This is a genomic window from Streptomyces anulatus (assembly GCF_014650675.1).
Lineage (GTDB): Bacteria > Actinomycetota > Actinomycetes > Streptomycetales > Streptomycetaceae > Streptomyces > Streptomyces anulatus.
On sequence record NZ_BMVK01000012.1, the window covers coordinates 1 to 13279 of the forward strand.

The following is a 13279-nucleotide window of genomic DNA, read 5'->3' on the forward strand; positions in this document are numbered from 1 at the left end:
AGATCATCCGCGGTGGCGACGCCGAGCGCTTTCCCCGCGTGGCCCAGGAGCCGGGTCACGGTGGGCGGACGCGCATCAGGATGGTGGGTACGAGCACCAAATGCTCGTACCCACCGCCTACGGATCTGACCCGAGACTGGCGGGCGCGGAGTCTCGTGTCAGATACAGAGGCCTGGGCGAGTCGGCTGTCGTCGTGCCGGACGCGCCTTCCGGGACGGTACGTTCCAGGTGTCGGCGGGCTACTTGGTGAGGACGGGGTCAATCCAGGCCCCGATCCCGAGTGTCTGACCGATCCGGGCGTTTTCGACTCTGAGTGTGACGCGGAAGGAGCCGGTGAGATCGACGGTCACGCTTTCCGGGGCCTGTCCAGGCCCCATGGCGATCTCTCTGGGCGGCTGATCGTCGACTTTGATGGTGAACACAACCGAGTCTCCTGTGGCTGACTCGTCCGTCACGCCGAGACGGGTGACGAGGGAGGCGTATTGGCGGTCGAGCTGCCAAGTCGCGGACGCTTCACCTTTGTTTCCCAGCAGGGTCCGGAGGTGGTCCTCGGCGTTTATGCGCGCCTTGCCGGTCTCGTAGTTCCAGGGGTCGTTGTCCTCCATCGGTGCGAGGTCACTGATGAGGGACCAGGTCCGACCAGGAGGTGGAACGAACGACGGAGTCTCCTCCGGTGGAGGGAGGCTCGGAGATGCCGACTCCTCCTCGGACGGTTCCTCGCTGAAGGTGAGGCTGGGGCTGGGGGTGGCGCGGGCATCCTGCCGGGACTCCTTGGTGTTGTCCTGCATGTACCAGATCCCGGCCATCACGCCGCCGCCGACCAGCAGCACCACAGCCACCGCTCCACCGGCCAGAGCAAGGATCCGCCGCAAGGCCGTGTCCGTGGTGTTCGTGGCTCCGGGCGGGTAAGAAGGCACGGGCGGCAGGGCGATCTGCGGGTGGGAATCCGCACCGCCCTCGAACGCGCGCAGCTGTTCGCGGCAACGGTCCAGCTCGGTGGCCAGGGCGCCGCGGCGTTCGACGAGCGCGTCCCGCCGCTGCGCGAGCTGCCGGCTCTCCTCCTCGATCCGGTGCCGTCTGTCCTGGCTATCAGGTGTCGGTGAAGGCCAGGTGCGGCGGGTCTCCTCCCCCAGGTCGAGGCGGAGCTGGGTCTCCCGGGCCCTCACCTCGGCGAGTTCCTCGACGATCCGGCGCAATGCTTCCTCGCCGTCCAGGAGGCTCAGAAGGAGGGAGTTCTGGTCGCTGCCACGAGTGGTGGCGCGATGCGCACCAAAGTCTCGCGGTAGGCGGTAAACAGCTCGGTCCTGCGCTGCGCGGCTGCGGGGTCGTCAGTGCGGCGGGCGACCTCGGTGAGCAGGTCGCGGAGGAAGTCCCACGAGGGCAGGTTCGTGCCCAGCGTGTACTTGCGGATCGTGGAGTCCTTGTATGCGGGGTAGCGGTGGGCGAACTCGCGCGAGCTCAGACCGGACAGGTCCAGCAGTACGCGCAGCCGTGCGCCGAAGGCGGCCTTGATCCGGTCCTTCTCCTCACACGCCTCCCGGCGCGCGGGCAAGCCCTCGCCCTGACCGTGCTCGTGTTGTGTCACCTGCGCTCCCCCTCACCACCAGGCCGGTGCGTCCCAGCACCGAAAACCGCCGCCGCGGCGCGATCGCCCACCACCGGTCAGCCCGGTCACTCTAAGGCCAACTCGCCCTGTCAGCAGCGGGGTTGCCCGCCACTCGTGCGGCATGTCGCGGGTAATGGCCGAACCCCGCCCACTGCGGGGCCGCCCCGGGAGGAACACCATGACTCACCACCTCATCGCCGTCCTGATCCTGCTCACCCTCACCGGCCTCGGTATCGGCCGGCTCGCCTACAAGAACCCCGCCCTCGGCACGTCCATGGTCACCACCACCACCGTCCTCGCCCTCCTCTGCACCGTCCTGCAAGCTGAGACGGCATGACCGCCACCGGTACCAGACCGTGGGGGGGGCGAGCACTGCCAGGACCACGCAGCCGAAACCGGCCCGCCGGTCGGAGACTCGATCAGGCCCGTACTCGGTCAACTCCCGCCCGGCCCGGCGAGGAACGGGCACACTCGGACAGGTGGCACCCGGCCGCGCCGTCGGGCAGCACACGTGCCGCCGGGCCACGGTGGGCGGATGCGACCTCTCCCGCTCGCCGTCGTCGCGGCCGTCACCGCCGCTTTCCTGACCGGGTGCGTGTCCCGTCCCCGAGCCGGCCCCGCCCCGCCCTCGGTACAACCGCGCGGGCTGGAGGAGCTGGCGTGGATCGGGCCGTCCCCGTCCGCGTCGGCCACCGGCCACCGCGGGTCGCAAGGCGCGCTAGCGGCCATGGAGGCCGTCGGCTTCGGTCAGACCCTCGAAGCGCATCACTGATCTGGTGAGCAGGGACGGGCAAGTGGTCCGACCTGCGATGGGGAGTGGAACTCACCATGGGCTTCCCGCTGAGCAGCCCGTGGTGAGTGGCAGTTACCGGATTGCTTGGGGATGGAGACCTGGGCCCGGTTGGCCAGCACGTAGAGCCGTCACCAGGCTGTCCGGGAGGAGTTGGTGACGGCTTTACGTGGGACTCCCCGGTCCACTCGTACCCGCCAGGCCAGGTCCAGCACCTGCCCGAACAGAACACAGCGTCAGCACGGCGTCCGGCGCCGGCGAACGTGGCCGTTCCGCAGACAGGTCGGAGCCCGGACCGTCGCCCGGTCCCCGGTCTCCAGTGCCTCGCCCAGGAGGACGGCGATGCCGAACATCCGCTCTGCCGCCCTGCGCTCCCGGTACGCCTGGGCCCGGCAGGCCGCGTCGCAGTACCGGCGCCCGGCCACCGAGTCGTTCGGAAGCCGGGCGCCGCACAGGGCGCAGCAGCGAACCGGGCCGCGTCTCCAACATCACGCGATGACGCTCCGGAAGCGCGGGGTGGAGCCCGAACAAGCCCATCGACGACGATCCGGGCGCGCTCCGGCAGGCTCCGTCCTTGCGTATCCGTCCCGGCCTCGCCCTTCTGCGAAGTGCGCCGCCCACGCGAAGGGCCTGTGGGACCGCCGCGCCGCCGTGTGCTTCGACCTGCTGCTGCACCTCAGCGGCGCAGTTTCCTTCACAACCGACCCGGTCGTACCCGGCTACTACGGACCGCGGACCCCTGAGTAGTACCAGCTCCGCCGGGACCTTGCGGCCCGGGTCGACCCCCTCAACTCCCCGAAAGTCCGGGAACTCTGGGAGGCCGCCACAGAGGACATCGGCGATCTGCACTGCCACTGCACTGAGGCCAACGTGTACACGCGGGACGGCAACATCCCCCTGACATCACGGACCCCGGCTTCCTCAGATGCAAGGCCGCCGCCCAGGAAAGACCGAGGAGGAGCTGATCAGGCAACTGAGGCACGAGGTCGACATCGACAAGCATCTGAAGGACTGCAGCGGCCACGAAGAGCAACGGATGCGGTTGCACGTCCAGACTGGTGGCGTGGCTTCACGTACGCGCCCGGGGGCCGGTTTCAAAATTGGCCCCTGCGCGAGGCATCCGCTCGGTCCCGGGCTGTGGTCCGGCCGCGGTTTACCCCAGCGGCACGACCAGGACAGCCACAGCCGACCCCACCCCGCTTTCCCAACAGGTAGCCGCCAGTTGGGAAGCGGCAGGTCAGAGTATGCCAACTGCGCGATGCCGGGCGATGCCCGGCATCGCTACTTCAGCCAGCCGTAGGAGCGCCGTACCCGGGACAGAGCGCGGGCATCACGGCGCGCGGCCGCGTTCCCGATCCGGCTCTGGCGCGAGCGGGGCCGACGCGACTGCGAGGCGGCCAGACTGCGGCGTCCAGCGTCCCGGAGCCGCAGCCGCTGCCTGCGCAGTCCCACTGTCTTCGCCGCTTCCGACTTGAGCGGCCGGGGCCGCTTCCAGACCGGTTGCCACCCCACGGGCTCCTTGGGGTCCTGGTCATCGTCGAGTACGGCGGCCATCTCCGCGCGGGCGCGGGCGAGGGCGAGGACCTCTTCGTCCGTTTCACGAAGGTGATCGACCAGTCGGCGGGCAGCCTCAGCTCGACCACCGCTTGCGGATGGCATGCTGAGGTTTACGGCGATTGGAGACTCATCGTGCTCATTGCCTGTCGAGATTGAAGAACTGTCCCCCATCGGACACGTCGCCAGTACTTATCTTCTGGCTCTCGATGCCCGAGCTTTGACTCCGCGGTCGTAGTGCCCAGCCAGGGCTCATATTGCTCTCTGCTAGCCCGATCGAGGTCTGTGGAACGGGTTCGAAGGAGCGGCTCTCACGGGGCCGTCCGCACCGCTTCGCTGTTCCGGAGACTCGCGACTGTTCCCTGTTGCAGGATGTGCGCATGATGCGTCGGGGGCGTGCCGAGGGAGTCTCGGCTGTGGTGTTCAGTGTTGCGGTGTGCTTAGCCGGCCTGTGGTGGACGGTGGAGGCGCTGCCGAAGACGGCTGGGGAGCAGCCCGACTCCGCGGGGGTGCTGGCCTTCTTGCCCAGTCTGGCCGGCGCGGTGCTGGGGGGCTGGGGGACGTGGGCGGGGGTTAGGGCTTTGCAGGCCCAGCGCACGGCGTTGGTGATCGCGGAAGGGTTCGCCAGTCTGGTGGTTCGGGTGGAGGGTGCGCAGTACCGACAGCTGCTGGGTAGTGGACCGGCAGCACCGGACGGGCGGATTGACCTTGCCTTCTCAGCGTCAGCCACCGGGGTGGGCGGTTCACGCGGAACCGGAACGCTGGAGGGTGTAGCCGACTACTACCGGGGCCTGCGGCCCGGACGGTTGATCGTCACCGGTACGCCGTCCGCCGGCCGGGGCGAACGGGGCGGGGGTGATGCGGGAACCGGCAAGACCGTGCTGGTTCTGTCCTTGATCCTGGGCCTGGCCGCAGAGCGTTCCCCCACGGATCCGGTGCCGGTACGACTGACTGCGGCGTCCTGGCCTGGCAGCAATGTGCGTGACTGGTTACGGACGCATCTGACAGACGTCTACCGGCTCCCCCGCCGGGAAGCCGCCCTCCTGGTGGACTCCGATCTCGTTCTGCCGGTGATCGACGGACTGGACGAAATGGACCCGGGCACAGCTCCCGGCTACACCTCACGCGCCGCCGATCTCCTGAGATCCATCAACCGGTTCGAGCGCGGTGGCGCACACTGCCCGGTCGTCGTGAGCTGCCGGCATGCCCACTACCAGTCCCTGGTGGAAGCAGAGGCGGAACCCAGGGTCGTGGCACACATCTCCGTGGCCCGCGTCGACCCCTCCCGTGCTCACAGCTATCTGTCGCAACGCGTCGCAGGTACGGAGCGGGGCCACACCCGCTGGCGGCCGGTCCTCTCCGCCCTGAACTCCGCAGCGGTCGGCCCGGCGTGCGCCGTACCCCCCGAGCACACGCTGCTGGCCGAGATGCTGGACACGCCGTGGCGGCTGACCCTGGCCGCCACGGTCTTCGAGGAACGCACTGACGACGGGCGGTACCTGCGCGACCCCGCCCATCTCCTCGATCTGACGCGCGGCGGGCATCTCTACCAGTACCTTCTGGACCACTACATCAGTGCCGCAGTGAGCGCACACCACCAGGACTCGGGCGAGACATCCCGGCCCCCGACAATCGGCCCCCGTTCACGGCTGGATGCCGACGCCACCTGGCGCCGTCTGGCATTCCTCGCCCGCTACCTCAATGACAACCACGGCCCCGTAGACGGCGCGCCTCGCCTTGCTGCGGGTCGCGCGCTGAGCAGCACCGATCTGATCATCCACGAGCTTTGGCCCCTGGGCGGCAAGCACCGGACACGGCTGACCGAACGCGTTCTGGCCGTGGTGGCGTCGCTCCCTCTGCTGATTCTTCTCGGGCAGTCACAGGGTGACATGCTTGGCGAGATATTGGTGTGGCCGCTTTTCCTCTGCTTCGCGGTGCTGTACCGCCCCGCGTGGCCGAAGCCGCGCCGGATCGACCTTGGCCGTCTTCGCACTCATGTCGGCCGACGCGCTTTCGTACGGTATTGTGCGGCCGGTTTCGTGTTCGGTCTCCTGGTTTCCCTCGGCCTGACTGTCTTCTGGAACGGTCCCAGCAACCTGTGGGAGGACCTATGGACACATCAAGACACCCTCGTGGTGGGCGTAGCTCTGGGGCTCACGATTGGGCCTTTACTCGGTCTCGCGCGCGGACTCATGATCAAGCACGAGCATGTGGGAGTCGTTCCGCGTCAACTAATCCGCATGGATCTCACCGCCGCAGTCATCTTCGGACCCGTAACAGCGATCTGGGTAGTGATCGGACCCGAGTTCGGAAGGCGGATCGCGCACGACGTCCTTTTCGGAAACGAAATGGGGGCAATCAGCTATGAGTCTCTCTTCTTCGGAGGGCTCATGATCGGGTGCTTCCTATTCATGCTCCCAGTCGCGGGCGGTTCAGCATCCATGCGGTACTTCGCGCTCCTCCTGCACACACGCAGGAAGCTGCCGTGGCGACTCGGGCGCTTCCTCGACACCTGCTACGACCACGGCATCCTGCGCATGTCCGGAACGGCGTGGCAATTCCGCCATCGTGAACTCCAGGCCCACCTCGCCGCCCACCCCGCGCCACCACCCCGCGCATAGAAGATCACGCCAACGCGGCGCTGTCGCGTCCGCCAACCGGCCCCACCCGCCCCGGAGAAGCTGCTGGTGGAGACGCCGGCCTCGGCCCCGGCGGAGGTGCTGAGCACGAAGAAGGTCCAGGCGGCCGTGGAGCAGTTCACGCGAGCCCTGGCCGCGGGGGAGGCGTCACCGACCAGACGGCTGCCGCACAGGCCGGGCAGCCAGGCCCGTCTCGCACCGCCGGTACGCTGATCGGGCAGCCCGAGACCCTGGTCATCCTGGAGCGGGTGGAGGCCAACCCGTTCGGTCTGCGCGGCGAGTAGGAGAAATAGCTGAAGGTCGTATTCCTGGACGGCCTCAGGTTCGCGTGGGGGTTCGCGTATCCGCCTCAGATGGTGAGCAGTCGGGTACGAGCAGCGAGGCCTGGAAGGGGTGACCTGTCCGGCCCCGCTGTCGTCGGGTCGGACGGCGTCGAACTGGTCTCGCGCTGACCCGGGCCAGCGACTTCGCTCCCAGGGTCCACACGCACTCCAGTTTGATGCTGGGCCCGGACGCGGTGGCATCGCACTGGCATGCGTGTAGCCCCTCGGAGCTTGGGCCGCTCCCCGCAGGTTCGGAAAGACTGCCTTGCAGTTTCCTGGCTAGCTCTCGGAGGGGTTCGCGGATGGTGGCAGGGCCATGTCGAGGAGTGCGTCGACGGTCTCCTCGCCCAGCTTGCCCTGGAAACGGAGCGACCGGTGGATGATACGCCCGACGGTTCCGGGGGGGGCGCCTCTATGTTCTTCGTCAAGCGCGTGGGCAGCTTTTGCCCGGGGTTCGATCTTCTTCGTCGGCATGAGACTGTCTGGTCGTGTCAGAGATGATGAGTGGGTTGGAGGCGGCCTTGGCTGAGGCGTCGTCTCCTTCGTGGACTCAACGTGTTCGTGCCGGGCGTGACCTTGCCTCCTTCGCTGATGTTCCTGAGGCTGCGGAAATGCTGGTGGGGCTGCTGCTGGATGTCGAGGACACGGCGGTAACCCGGCAGACGGCAGAGGTCCTGGCCCGGGTAGGGACGGTGGCCGCCATAAGGCTCATCGCTCTCGCGTTCGCCGAGGCTGACGACAACCAGGCCGACTGGCTGCAGACCGGGGTGCATGACGCGCTTGTGGAACCGGTCGGTGCGCTGGACGTCGCAGCGGCCTGCGGGAAGCTCGCCCGGGACCCAGACGAAGCTGTCCGTCTGGGTGCCGCAGATATCTCGGCATGGGCAGACGACACAAGGTGTTGATCTGCATCGGTCTGTCTGCGGGCGGGTTCATGCAGCCGTCCTCTGGGGGAGCCGGGGTTCGTAGAAGGTGACATGGCGCGCTTGAGCTGCCGGTTTCCGCCTCGGGGTGCATGTTCCCCGTGGATCGAGGTTCCCGAGGACTGCGTGCTCGGGGCGAGGCCGGTGTAGGAGGCAAGGTGGGTGGGCGGCGGAGGGGAAGCCGGTGCCGTCGCCGACGGTGACCAGCAGGACTGCGGCGGTCCTGACGCCGACGCCGGGCATCGACGTCAGGACCGGGGAAGCAGGGTGTGCCTCCAGCAGGGCGTTGATCTGGGCTTCCAGGGCCCGGCGCTGTTCGTGGACACCCGCGAGCGGGCCAGGGACGGGATGACGACGTCGAGGGGTGCCGGTCCCGGGCACGACCACGAGCAGGCCGCGTATCCGGTTGGAAGTGCGGGTGGCTTCGGCCGCGAGGTTCTGGTCGAAGCCGGTCAGCACGGTCAGTTCGGCGGTGATCTCGTCGGTCAGTTCCAGCGAGCGCAGGGTGCGGGCCGCGTCCGCGATCACCTCGGCGTCCATTGCGTCGGTCTTGGCCTCGCCCGGGTAGAGGTCGGCGATGCGGCGCATGGCCAGACCGGGCAGGTAGGCGACCTTGCAGCCGGCATCGCGGGCGACGGTCATGGAGAGGGGGCGCCTATGGAGACGGGTTGGTCCACGATCACCAGTACGGTGCCGAATTTCGCGGCCGGCTTGTCGAAGACGGCCAGCAGCTTCGGCTCGCTGTTGGGCAGCGGCTTGTCGAAGACCTTCTTGCCGTTCGGGGTGAGTCCGTGGCCGTGGCGAGCGGTCTTTCCGCCGTCGAGCCCGAGGACCACGCCCAGCCGGCCTCGCGCCTGGAGCACTCCCAGGTCGCCCGGTCGCTGGCCTGGCCCGGGTATCCCCTCGAACGCCACGGCTGGGAGTACGCGATCTGGTCGGACGACGAGCCGACCCTGCTGGAGAATGTCCGGTTCCTGGCCGCCTACCGTCACCGCGGTGTCGTGCCCGAAGCCGATATAGAGCGTGCGTGGCGGGAGGTGGTCGACGGCGAGGAGCTGGCGCTCGCCGAGCGGCGCCTGGCCGGGGACCGCCAGTCCGAGGAGGCCCGGCCGTCGCTGATGGCCCTGCTGTGGTCGGGGCGGCTGACCACGGGCCTGGTGGCGGGGCCGCTGTCAGGCGCATGCGTTCTGCGGAGGCGCGGATGAATTAGTGGACGACGACGCTGAGGCCGGAGCTGCCGATAGCCTTCGACGGCGAGCAGTTCACCGTCGCGGAGATCGAAGGACGCCGTATTCTCCTGCGTCAGTCCGCGGTGGCCGGCCCGCCGAAGCTCCGGCATGTCGACCTCTCGGCCCTGCTCGCCCATCCCTCGACCGAGATCCTGACACCGTCTCCCGCCGAGACGACGGCGTCCGCCGCCCTGCTGAACGGCCTGGCTCGTGAGGACGACGACGAACAGACCGTGAAGGTGCAGCACCACCAGGAGGTCCTGACCGGATACCAGCTGGGCGACGCGGCCCTGGCGTTGGACGGGGAACCCCGGGCGGACTTCCTGCCCGGTATCCCGTTGCTGCACCGCTACGCGGTCAAGGCCGCCGAGCTCGGCATCGGGGTCACCACGATCTGCCGGTGGACCGCGCGTTCAAGGAGGCGGGGCCGACCGTCCGGTGGGGGAAGCGGATGTCGACAGGGGGTGGGTGCCTCTTGCCGCCGTGCCCGGTCGCTTCCTCCGACAGGTGTCCTCGGTGACGTGACGGTGGTACCCGCCTACCTCACGGCGTGACCTCCGCGCCCCGGTCGGCCCGATACGCGCGCAGGAACGTCCGTACTCCCTCGACGACGAGCGGCCGCACGCGGGTGTCCTGCGCGGCGTTCGCGGAGCCCAGGCGGTCCAGGGCGACGCCGAACGTCAGCGCCAGGAACTGGTCGGCCGCCAGTCGGGGGTCGGGGGCGTCGAGCAGTCCGGCCTCGGCGAAGGCGGTGAACCGCTCGGCGATCGCCTCGTCGGGGGTGTCCGCCATGGGGTTGTAGTCCTGCTGCGGCAGGTGGCCGGACTCCGTCCGGAGCAGGCGCTGCAGTGTCGTGTACTCCGCCGAGCCGAGCATGTCGGTTGCGATGCGCATCGCGAACGCGACCAGGCCGTCCTCCAGTTCGGCGGTCTCGGTCACGTCCGCGAGGGTGTCGTCGAGGGTGCGCCGGACCGTGGTGACCAGCGACTGGCCGACCGAGTCGACGACCGCATGCAGCAGGGTCCGCTTGTCGCCGAAGTAGTCGTAGACCGTCCGCTTGGACACCTCCGCCCGCGCGGCTACCGCGTCGACGCTGGAGCGGTCGAAGCCGTCGGCGAGGAACAGTTCCCGGGCCGCCGTGAGGATGGCGGCCCGCTTCCGCGTGGACCCCTCGCGCAGGGTCTTGGTGGTCGGCATGGGCTCATCCTAACCGTTCTACACTGCACGGTGTAGTGTAGTTCTGGTCCGGTGAGTACCGTGCGCGTTCCTCCGTGTGCGGTCGGCTCCCGTCCCGCCGGTCCGCGACGGAAAGGACCTCCATGACCACGACTTCGGCTCCTCCGCTCCGTATCGGCAAGGCCGCTGTCCGGGCCCTCGGCATCCTGGCGCTGGCCACCGGAGCCCTGGAATCGGTGGTGACGCCGACGCTCCCGCTCCTGCGGCGTGAGCTGGACATGAGTCACTCCGAAGGGGCGTTGCTCAGCATCGTGCTCCTCGTCACCGGCGCGCTGATCACGCCGGTGGCGGGGAAGTTAGGCGACCGCTACGGCGGGAAACGGGTCCTCGTCCGGCTGATGGTGGTGGTCTGTGCCGGGGGGCTGGTGTCCGCCCTGGCGCCGAGCCTGCCGGTGCTGCTGCTCGGTCAGATCCTCCAGGGCGCGATGGTGGGCGCGCTGCCCCTGTCGTTCATCCTGGTGCGCGAACACCTGGCCGAGGGCGAGTCCAAGGTGGCCATCGGGGTGGTCAGCGGACTCTTCGTGGGGGGCACGATGGCGGGGACGCTGGCGGCCGGACCCGTGGCCGAAGGGTTGTCCCGGCACTGGATGTTCGCGCTGCCGACGTTCGCGGTCATCGGGGCCACCGTGCTGGTGCACCGGCTGATGCCGCAGGATGCGCCGCGCCGGTCGGGCGGCGCCGGGATCGACTGGCCCGGCCTGGTCCTCCTGAGCGGAACGCTCGTCACGCTGATGCTCGTCCTGGCGCTGGCTCCCGAGATCGTCGCGCGACCCCTCGTACTCGTCTCCCTTCTCGTGCTGCTGGCCGCCTTCGCGGCCGGGTGGGTGGCCGTCGAGCGGCGCGCGGCTTCGCCGATGGTCGATCTGCGCATGGTGGGGCGGCCCGAGGTGTGGAAAGCGTGCGTGCTGACGTTCTTGATCTGCGTCGGTACGTCGGTGGCGGCCTATCTGGTCCCGGCGCTGTTCGCGGTACCCGCCGACGCGTACGGGTTCGGGGCGAGCGCGACGCAGATCGGCCTCTTCCTGCTGCCCGGGGCCGTGGCCGCGTCGCTGGCCGGGCCGGCCGGCGGGTTCGGGGCGCGGCGGTTCGGTTCGCGTGCCGTGGTCACCGCCGGAGTTCTCGTCATGGCCGTCGGCCTGTTCGGCCTGGCGGCCGTACACACCGAGGTCTGGCACCTCGTCGTCGGCAAGATGATGATCGCGCTCGCCAACGGGCTCTGCGTCACGGCGATGGTGACCAGCACCGCCACCTCCGTCGACCGCGGTGACACCGGCATCGCCACCGGTCTGGTCCTGGTGACGCGCGTGATCGGCTTCGCCGTGGGGGTCCAGATCAGCGGCGCGATCCTCACCGCCAGGACCCCCGCCGGGTCGGACCTCCCGGCCGAATCGGCCTACGTCGTCGGCTTCGTCCTGGCCGGAGCCGTAACGGCGCTGTCCCTGCTCGTCGTCCGCACCCTGAGTAAAGGAGTCAAGGAATGACCCGCGTCGATACGTTGGTGAACGCTCCCGCCGCGCGGGGGCGTACGGTCCTGATATCCGGGGCCAGCATCGCGGGGCCCGCCCTCGCGTACTGGCTGAACCGCTACGGATTCATGGTCACGGTGGTCGAGAAGGCGGGCACGGTCCGCGACGGCGGCTATCCCATCGATGTGCGCGGCACCGCGCTCGACGTCGTCCGGCGGATGGGGATCCTGCCGAGGCTCCGGGACGCGCACATCGATCTGCGCCGGCTGACCTTTCTCGACGAGGACGGCTCCGAGATGGCCTCGGTCGACCCGCACGCCGTCACCGGCGGGGTCGCGGGAAGAGACCTGGAGGTGCGGCGCGGGGCGCTGGCCGGGGCTCTCCACGAGGCCGTCCGTGACGATGTGGAGTTCCTGTTCGACGACTCCATCGACACCCTCGACCAGCACCGCCACGGGGTCGATGTCACCTTCCGACGGGGAGCCAGCCGTACGTTCGACCTGGTGCTGGGGGCGGACGGGCTGCACTCGCACACCCGCGCGCTCCTGTTCGGACCCGAGGAGGGGTTCCACCGCTATCTCGGCTACTGCTTCGCCGGGTTCACCCTGCGCAACACCTTCGGGCTCGTCCGTGAGACCACGATGTGGAACGCCCCGGGCCGGGCAGCCGTGCTGTACGCCGTGGGCGACGACGAGGACGTCCACGGCTTCCTCAACTTCGCCCGCACGGAACCGCCGTTCGGCGCGTTCCGTGACCCGGAGGCGCAACGGGACCTGGTCGCCGAGGTCTTCGACGGTGCGGGATGGGAGGTCCCGGGCATGCTCGCCGCCCTGCGCGACGCGGACGACCTGTTCTTCGACGTGGTCAGCCAGATCCGGATGCCCCGCTGGTCCAGTGGCAGGGTCGCGCTGGTGGGCGACGCCGCGTACGCGCCCTCGTTCCTCACCGGCCAGGGCTCCAGCCTCGCCCTGGTCGGCGCGTACATGCTCGCCGGATCCCTGGCGGCCGAACGCGATCACGCCGCGGGCTTCGCAGCCTACGAGCGGGACACCCGTGCGTTCGTGACCCTGAACCAGGATCAAGTCGGCAAGGGCGATGCCGCGCTCTTCCCGACCACCGCCCGGGCACTGGAGCAGCGCAACACCATGCTGCGCTCTCTGGGCTCCATGCCGCCCCCGGCGGAGGGGCGGCCGCCCCACGAGGCACTGGTGCTTCCGGAGTTCAGGCTCCGGGGGTGAGCGCGGCCCCGGTCTGCCGGGGATTCGCAGGGTTGTCGTCGCGGAGTTCGGGGGCAGGAGGACTTCGGGGAACGCCTGGTAGCAGACCCGATCGCGCGAGCCCGTGCGATCCCGAGTGCGGCTTCCTTACTCCGAGCCCCGACCGCTGTCGGCACGCGGCCGGTCGACGGAGTGCTCGCGCCCGGCCGCAAGGCTGCCGAGGTGTAGGCCGAGCGGTCGCGGACAGCTCCGGTGGCCTGCTCCCGGCGCCGCGCAGCGCCTCGTGCGCGGTCCGC

General features: G+C 69.4%; 12 protein-coding genes and 1 pseudogene. 8 read left to right on the plus strand and 5 right to left on the minus strand.

From position 1 onward, the window contains the following. Positions 1-239: 239 nt before the first annotated feature. Complete coding sequence (locus tag IE272_RS26120; RefSeq protein ID WP_190008248.1) at positions 240-1196, minus strand: NPCBM/NEW2 domain-containing protein; 957 nt, start codon at positions 1194-1196, stop codon at positions 240-242. Between the two features lie 23 nt (positions 1197-1219). Beyond that, on the minus strand, positions 1220-1585 hold the full coding sequence (locus IE272_RS26125; protein WP_190008250.1) for a hypothetical protein: 366 nt from the start codon (positions 1583-1585) through the stop codon (positions 1220-1222). A gap of 199 nt (positions 1586-1784) precedes the next feature. Here IE272_RS26125 and IE272_RS26130 point away from each other — a divergent pair, with 199 nt between their 5' ends. After that, positions 1785-1943 carry a hypothetical protein gene (locus IE272_RS26130; RefSeq protein WP_190008252.1) on the plus strand — a complete coding sequence of 53 codons (159 nt, stop codon included), beginning with the start codon at positions 1785-1787 and terminating at the stop codon, positions 1941-1943. A 1734-nt stretch (positions 1944-3677) separates the two neighbouring features. On the opposite strand, the gene IE272_RS26140 is transcribed toward IE272_RS26130, so the two are convergent. Beyond that, complete coding sequence (locus tag IE272_RS26140; RefSeq protein WP_229897728.1) at positions 3678-3950, minus strand: hypothetical protein; 273 nt, start codon at positions 3948-3950, stop codon at positions 3678-3680. Positions 3951-4369: 419 nt separating this feature from the next. Between IE272_RS26140 and IE272_RS26145 the strand changes: the two genes are divergently transcribed. The 3 genes from IE272_RS26145 (at position 4370) to IE272_RS26155 (ending at position 7817) form a co-directional block, all read left to right on the plus strand. After that, the gene (locus IE272_RS26145; protein ID WP_229897674.1) at positions 4370-6571 is read left to right on the plus strand and encodes an NACHT domain-containing protein; all 2202 of its coding nucleotides are present in this window, start codon (positions 4370-4372) and stop codon (positions 6569-6571) included. A 66-nt stretch (positions 6572-6637) separates the two neighbouring features. Next, on the plus strand, positions 6638-6802 hold the full coding sequence (locus tag IE272_RS26150; protein WP_190008256.1) for a hypothetical protein: 165 nt from the start codon (positions 6638-6640) through the stop codon (positions 6800-6802). A gap of 607 nt (positions 6803-7409) precedes the next feature. After that, the gene (locus IE272_RS26155; RefSeq protein WP_229897730.1) at positions 7410-7817 is read left to right on the plus strand and encodes a hypothetical protein; all 408 of its coding nucleotides are present in this window, start codon (positions 7410-7412) and stop codon (positions 7815-7817) included. Positions 7818-7888: 71 nt separating this feature from the next. Here IE272_RS26155 and IE272_RS26160 read toward each other — a convergent pair. Next, a pseudogene (locus IE272_RS26160) lies at positions 7889-8677 on the minus strand (IS110 family transposase); the annotation flags it as partial. Here IE272_RS26160 and IE272_RS26165 point away from each other — a divergent pair. Beyond that, positions 8633-9040 (plus strand): hypothetical protein, encoded by a 408-nt coding sequence (locus tag IE272_RS26165; RefSeq protein WP_190008258.1) that lies wholly within the window; start codon positions 8633-8635, stop codon positions 9038-9040. The pseudogene IE272_RS26160 and the gene IE272_RS26165 sit on opposite strands and share 45 nt — an antisense overlap. A gap of 107 nt (positions 9041-9147) precedes the next feature. Continuing rightward, a complete protein-coding gene (locus IE272_RS26170) occupies positions 9148-9618 on the plus strand; it encodes a hypothetical protein (protein ID WP_190008260.1) in 471 nt (156 codons plus the stop codon). Here the strand turns inward: IE272_RS26170 and IE272_RS26175 are convergent. Continuing rightward, entirely contained in the window at positions 9608-10261 is a 654-nt protein-coding gene (locus IE272_RS26175; RefSeq protein ID WP_190008262.1) for a TetR/AcrR family transcriptional regulator, read from the minus strand. The two genes, IE272_RS26170 and IE272_RS26175, sit on opposite strands and share 11 nt — an antisense overlap. Positions 10262-10383: 122 nt before the next feature. Here IE272_RS26175 and IE272_RS26180 point away from each other — a divergent pair, with 122 nt between their 5' ends. Both IE272_RS26180 and IE272_RS26185 read left to right on the plus strand, forming a co-directional pair. Continuing rightward, positions 10384-11781, plus strand: coding sequence for an MFS transporter (locus IE272_RS26180; protein WP_190008264.1), 1398 nt, complete (start codon positions 10384-10386; stop codon positions 11779-11781). Then, positions 11778-13004: an FAD-dependent monooxygenase gene (locus IE272_RS26185; protein ID WP_190008266.1), complete on the plus strand. Its 1227-nt coding sequence runs from the start codon at positions 11778-11780 to the stop codon at positions 13002-13004. The genes IE272_RS26180 and IE272_RS26185 overlap by 4 nt, the downstream gene beginning before the upstream one ends. The last annotated feature ends 275 nt before the right edge of the window (positions 13005-13279 follow it).

Excerpts from the sequence above, each read along its gene's own strand:
- IE272_RS26130 (WP_190008252.1), top strand. The coding sequence starts at position 1,785 with ATGACTCACCACCTCATCGCCGTCCTGATCCTGCTCACCCTCACCGGC.
- IE272_RS26140 (WP_229897728.1), bottom strand. The coding sequence starts at position 3,950 with ATGGCCGCCGTACTCGACGATGACCAGGACCCCAAGGAGCCCGTGGGG.
- IE272_RS26155 (WP_229897730.1), top strand. The coding sequence starts at position 7,410 with ATGATGAGTGGGTTGGAGGCGGCCTTGGCTGAGGCGTCGTCTCCTTCG.
- IE272_RS26175 (WP_190008262.1), bottom strand. The coding sequence starts at position 10,261 with ATGCCGACCACCAAGACCCTGCGCGAGGGGTCCACGCGGAAGCGGGCC.
- IE272_RS26180 (WP_190008264.1), top strand. The coding sequence starts at position 10,384 with ATGACCACGACTTCGGCTCCTCCGCTCCGTATCGGCAAGGCCGCTGTC.
- IE272_RS26185 (WP_190008266.1), top strand. The coding sequence starts at position 11,778 with ATGACCCGCGTCGATACGTTGGTGAACGCTCCCGCCGCGCGGGGGCGT.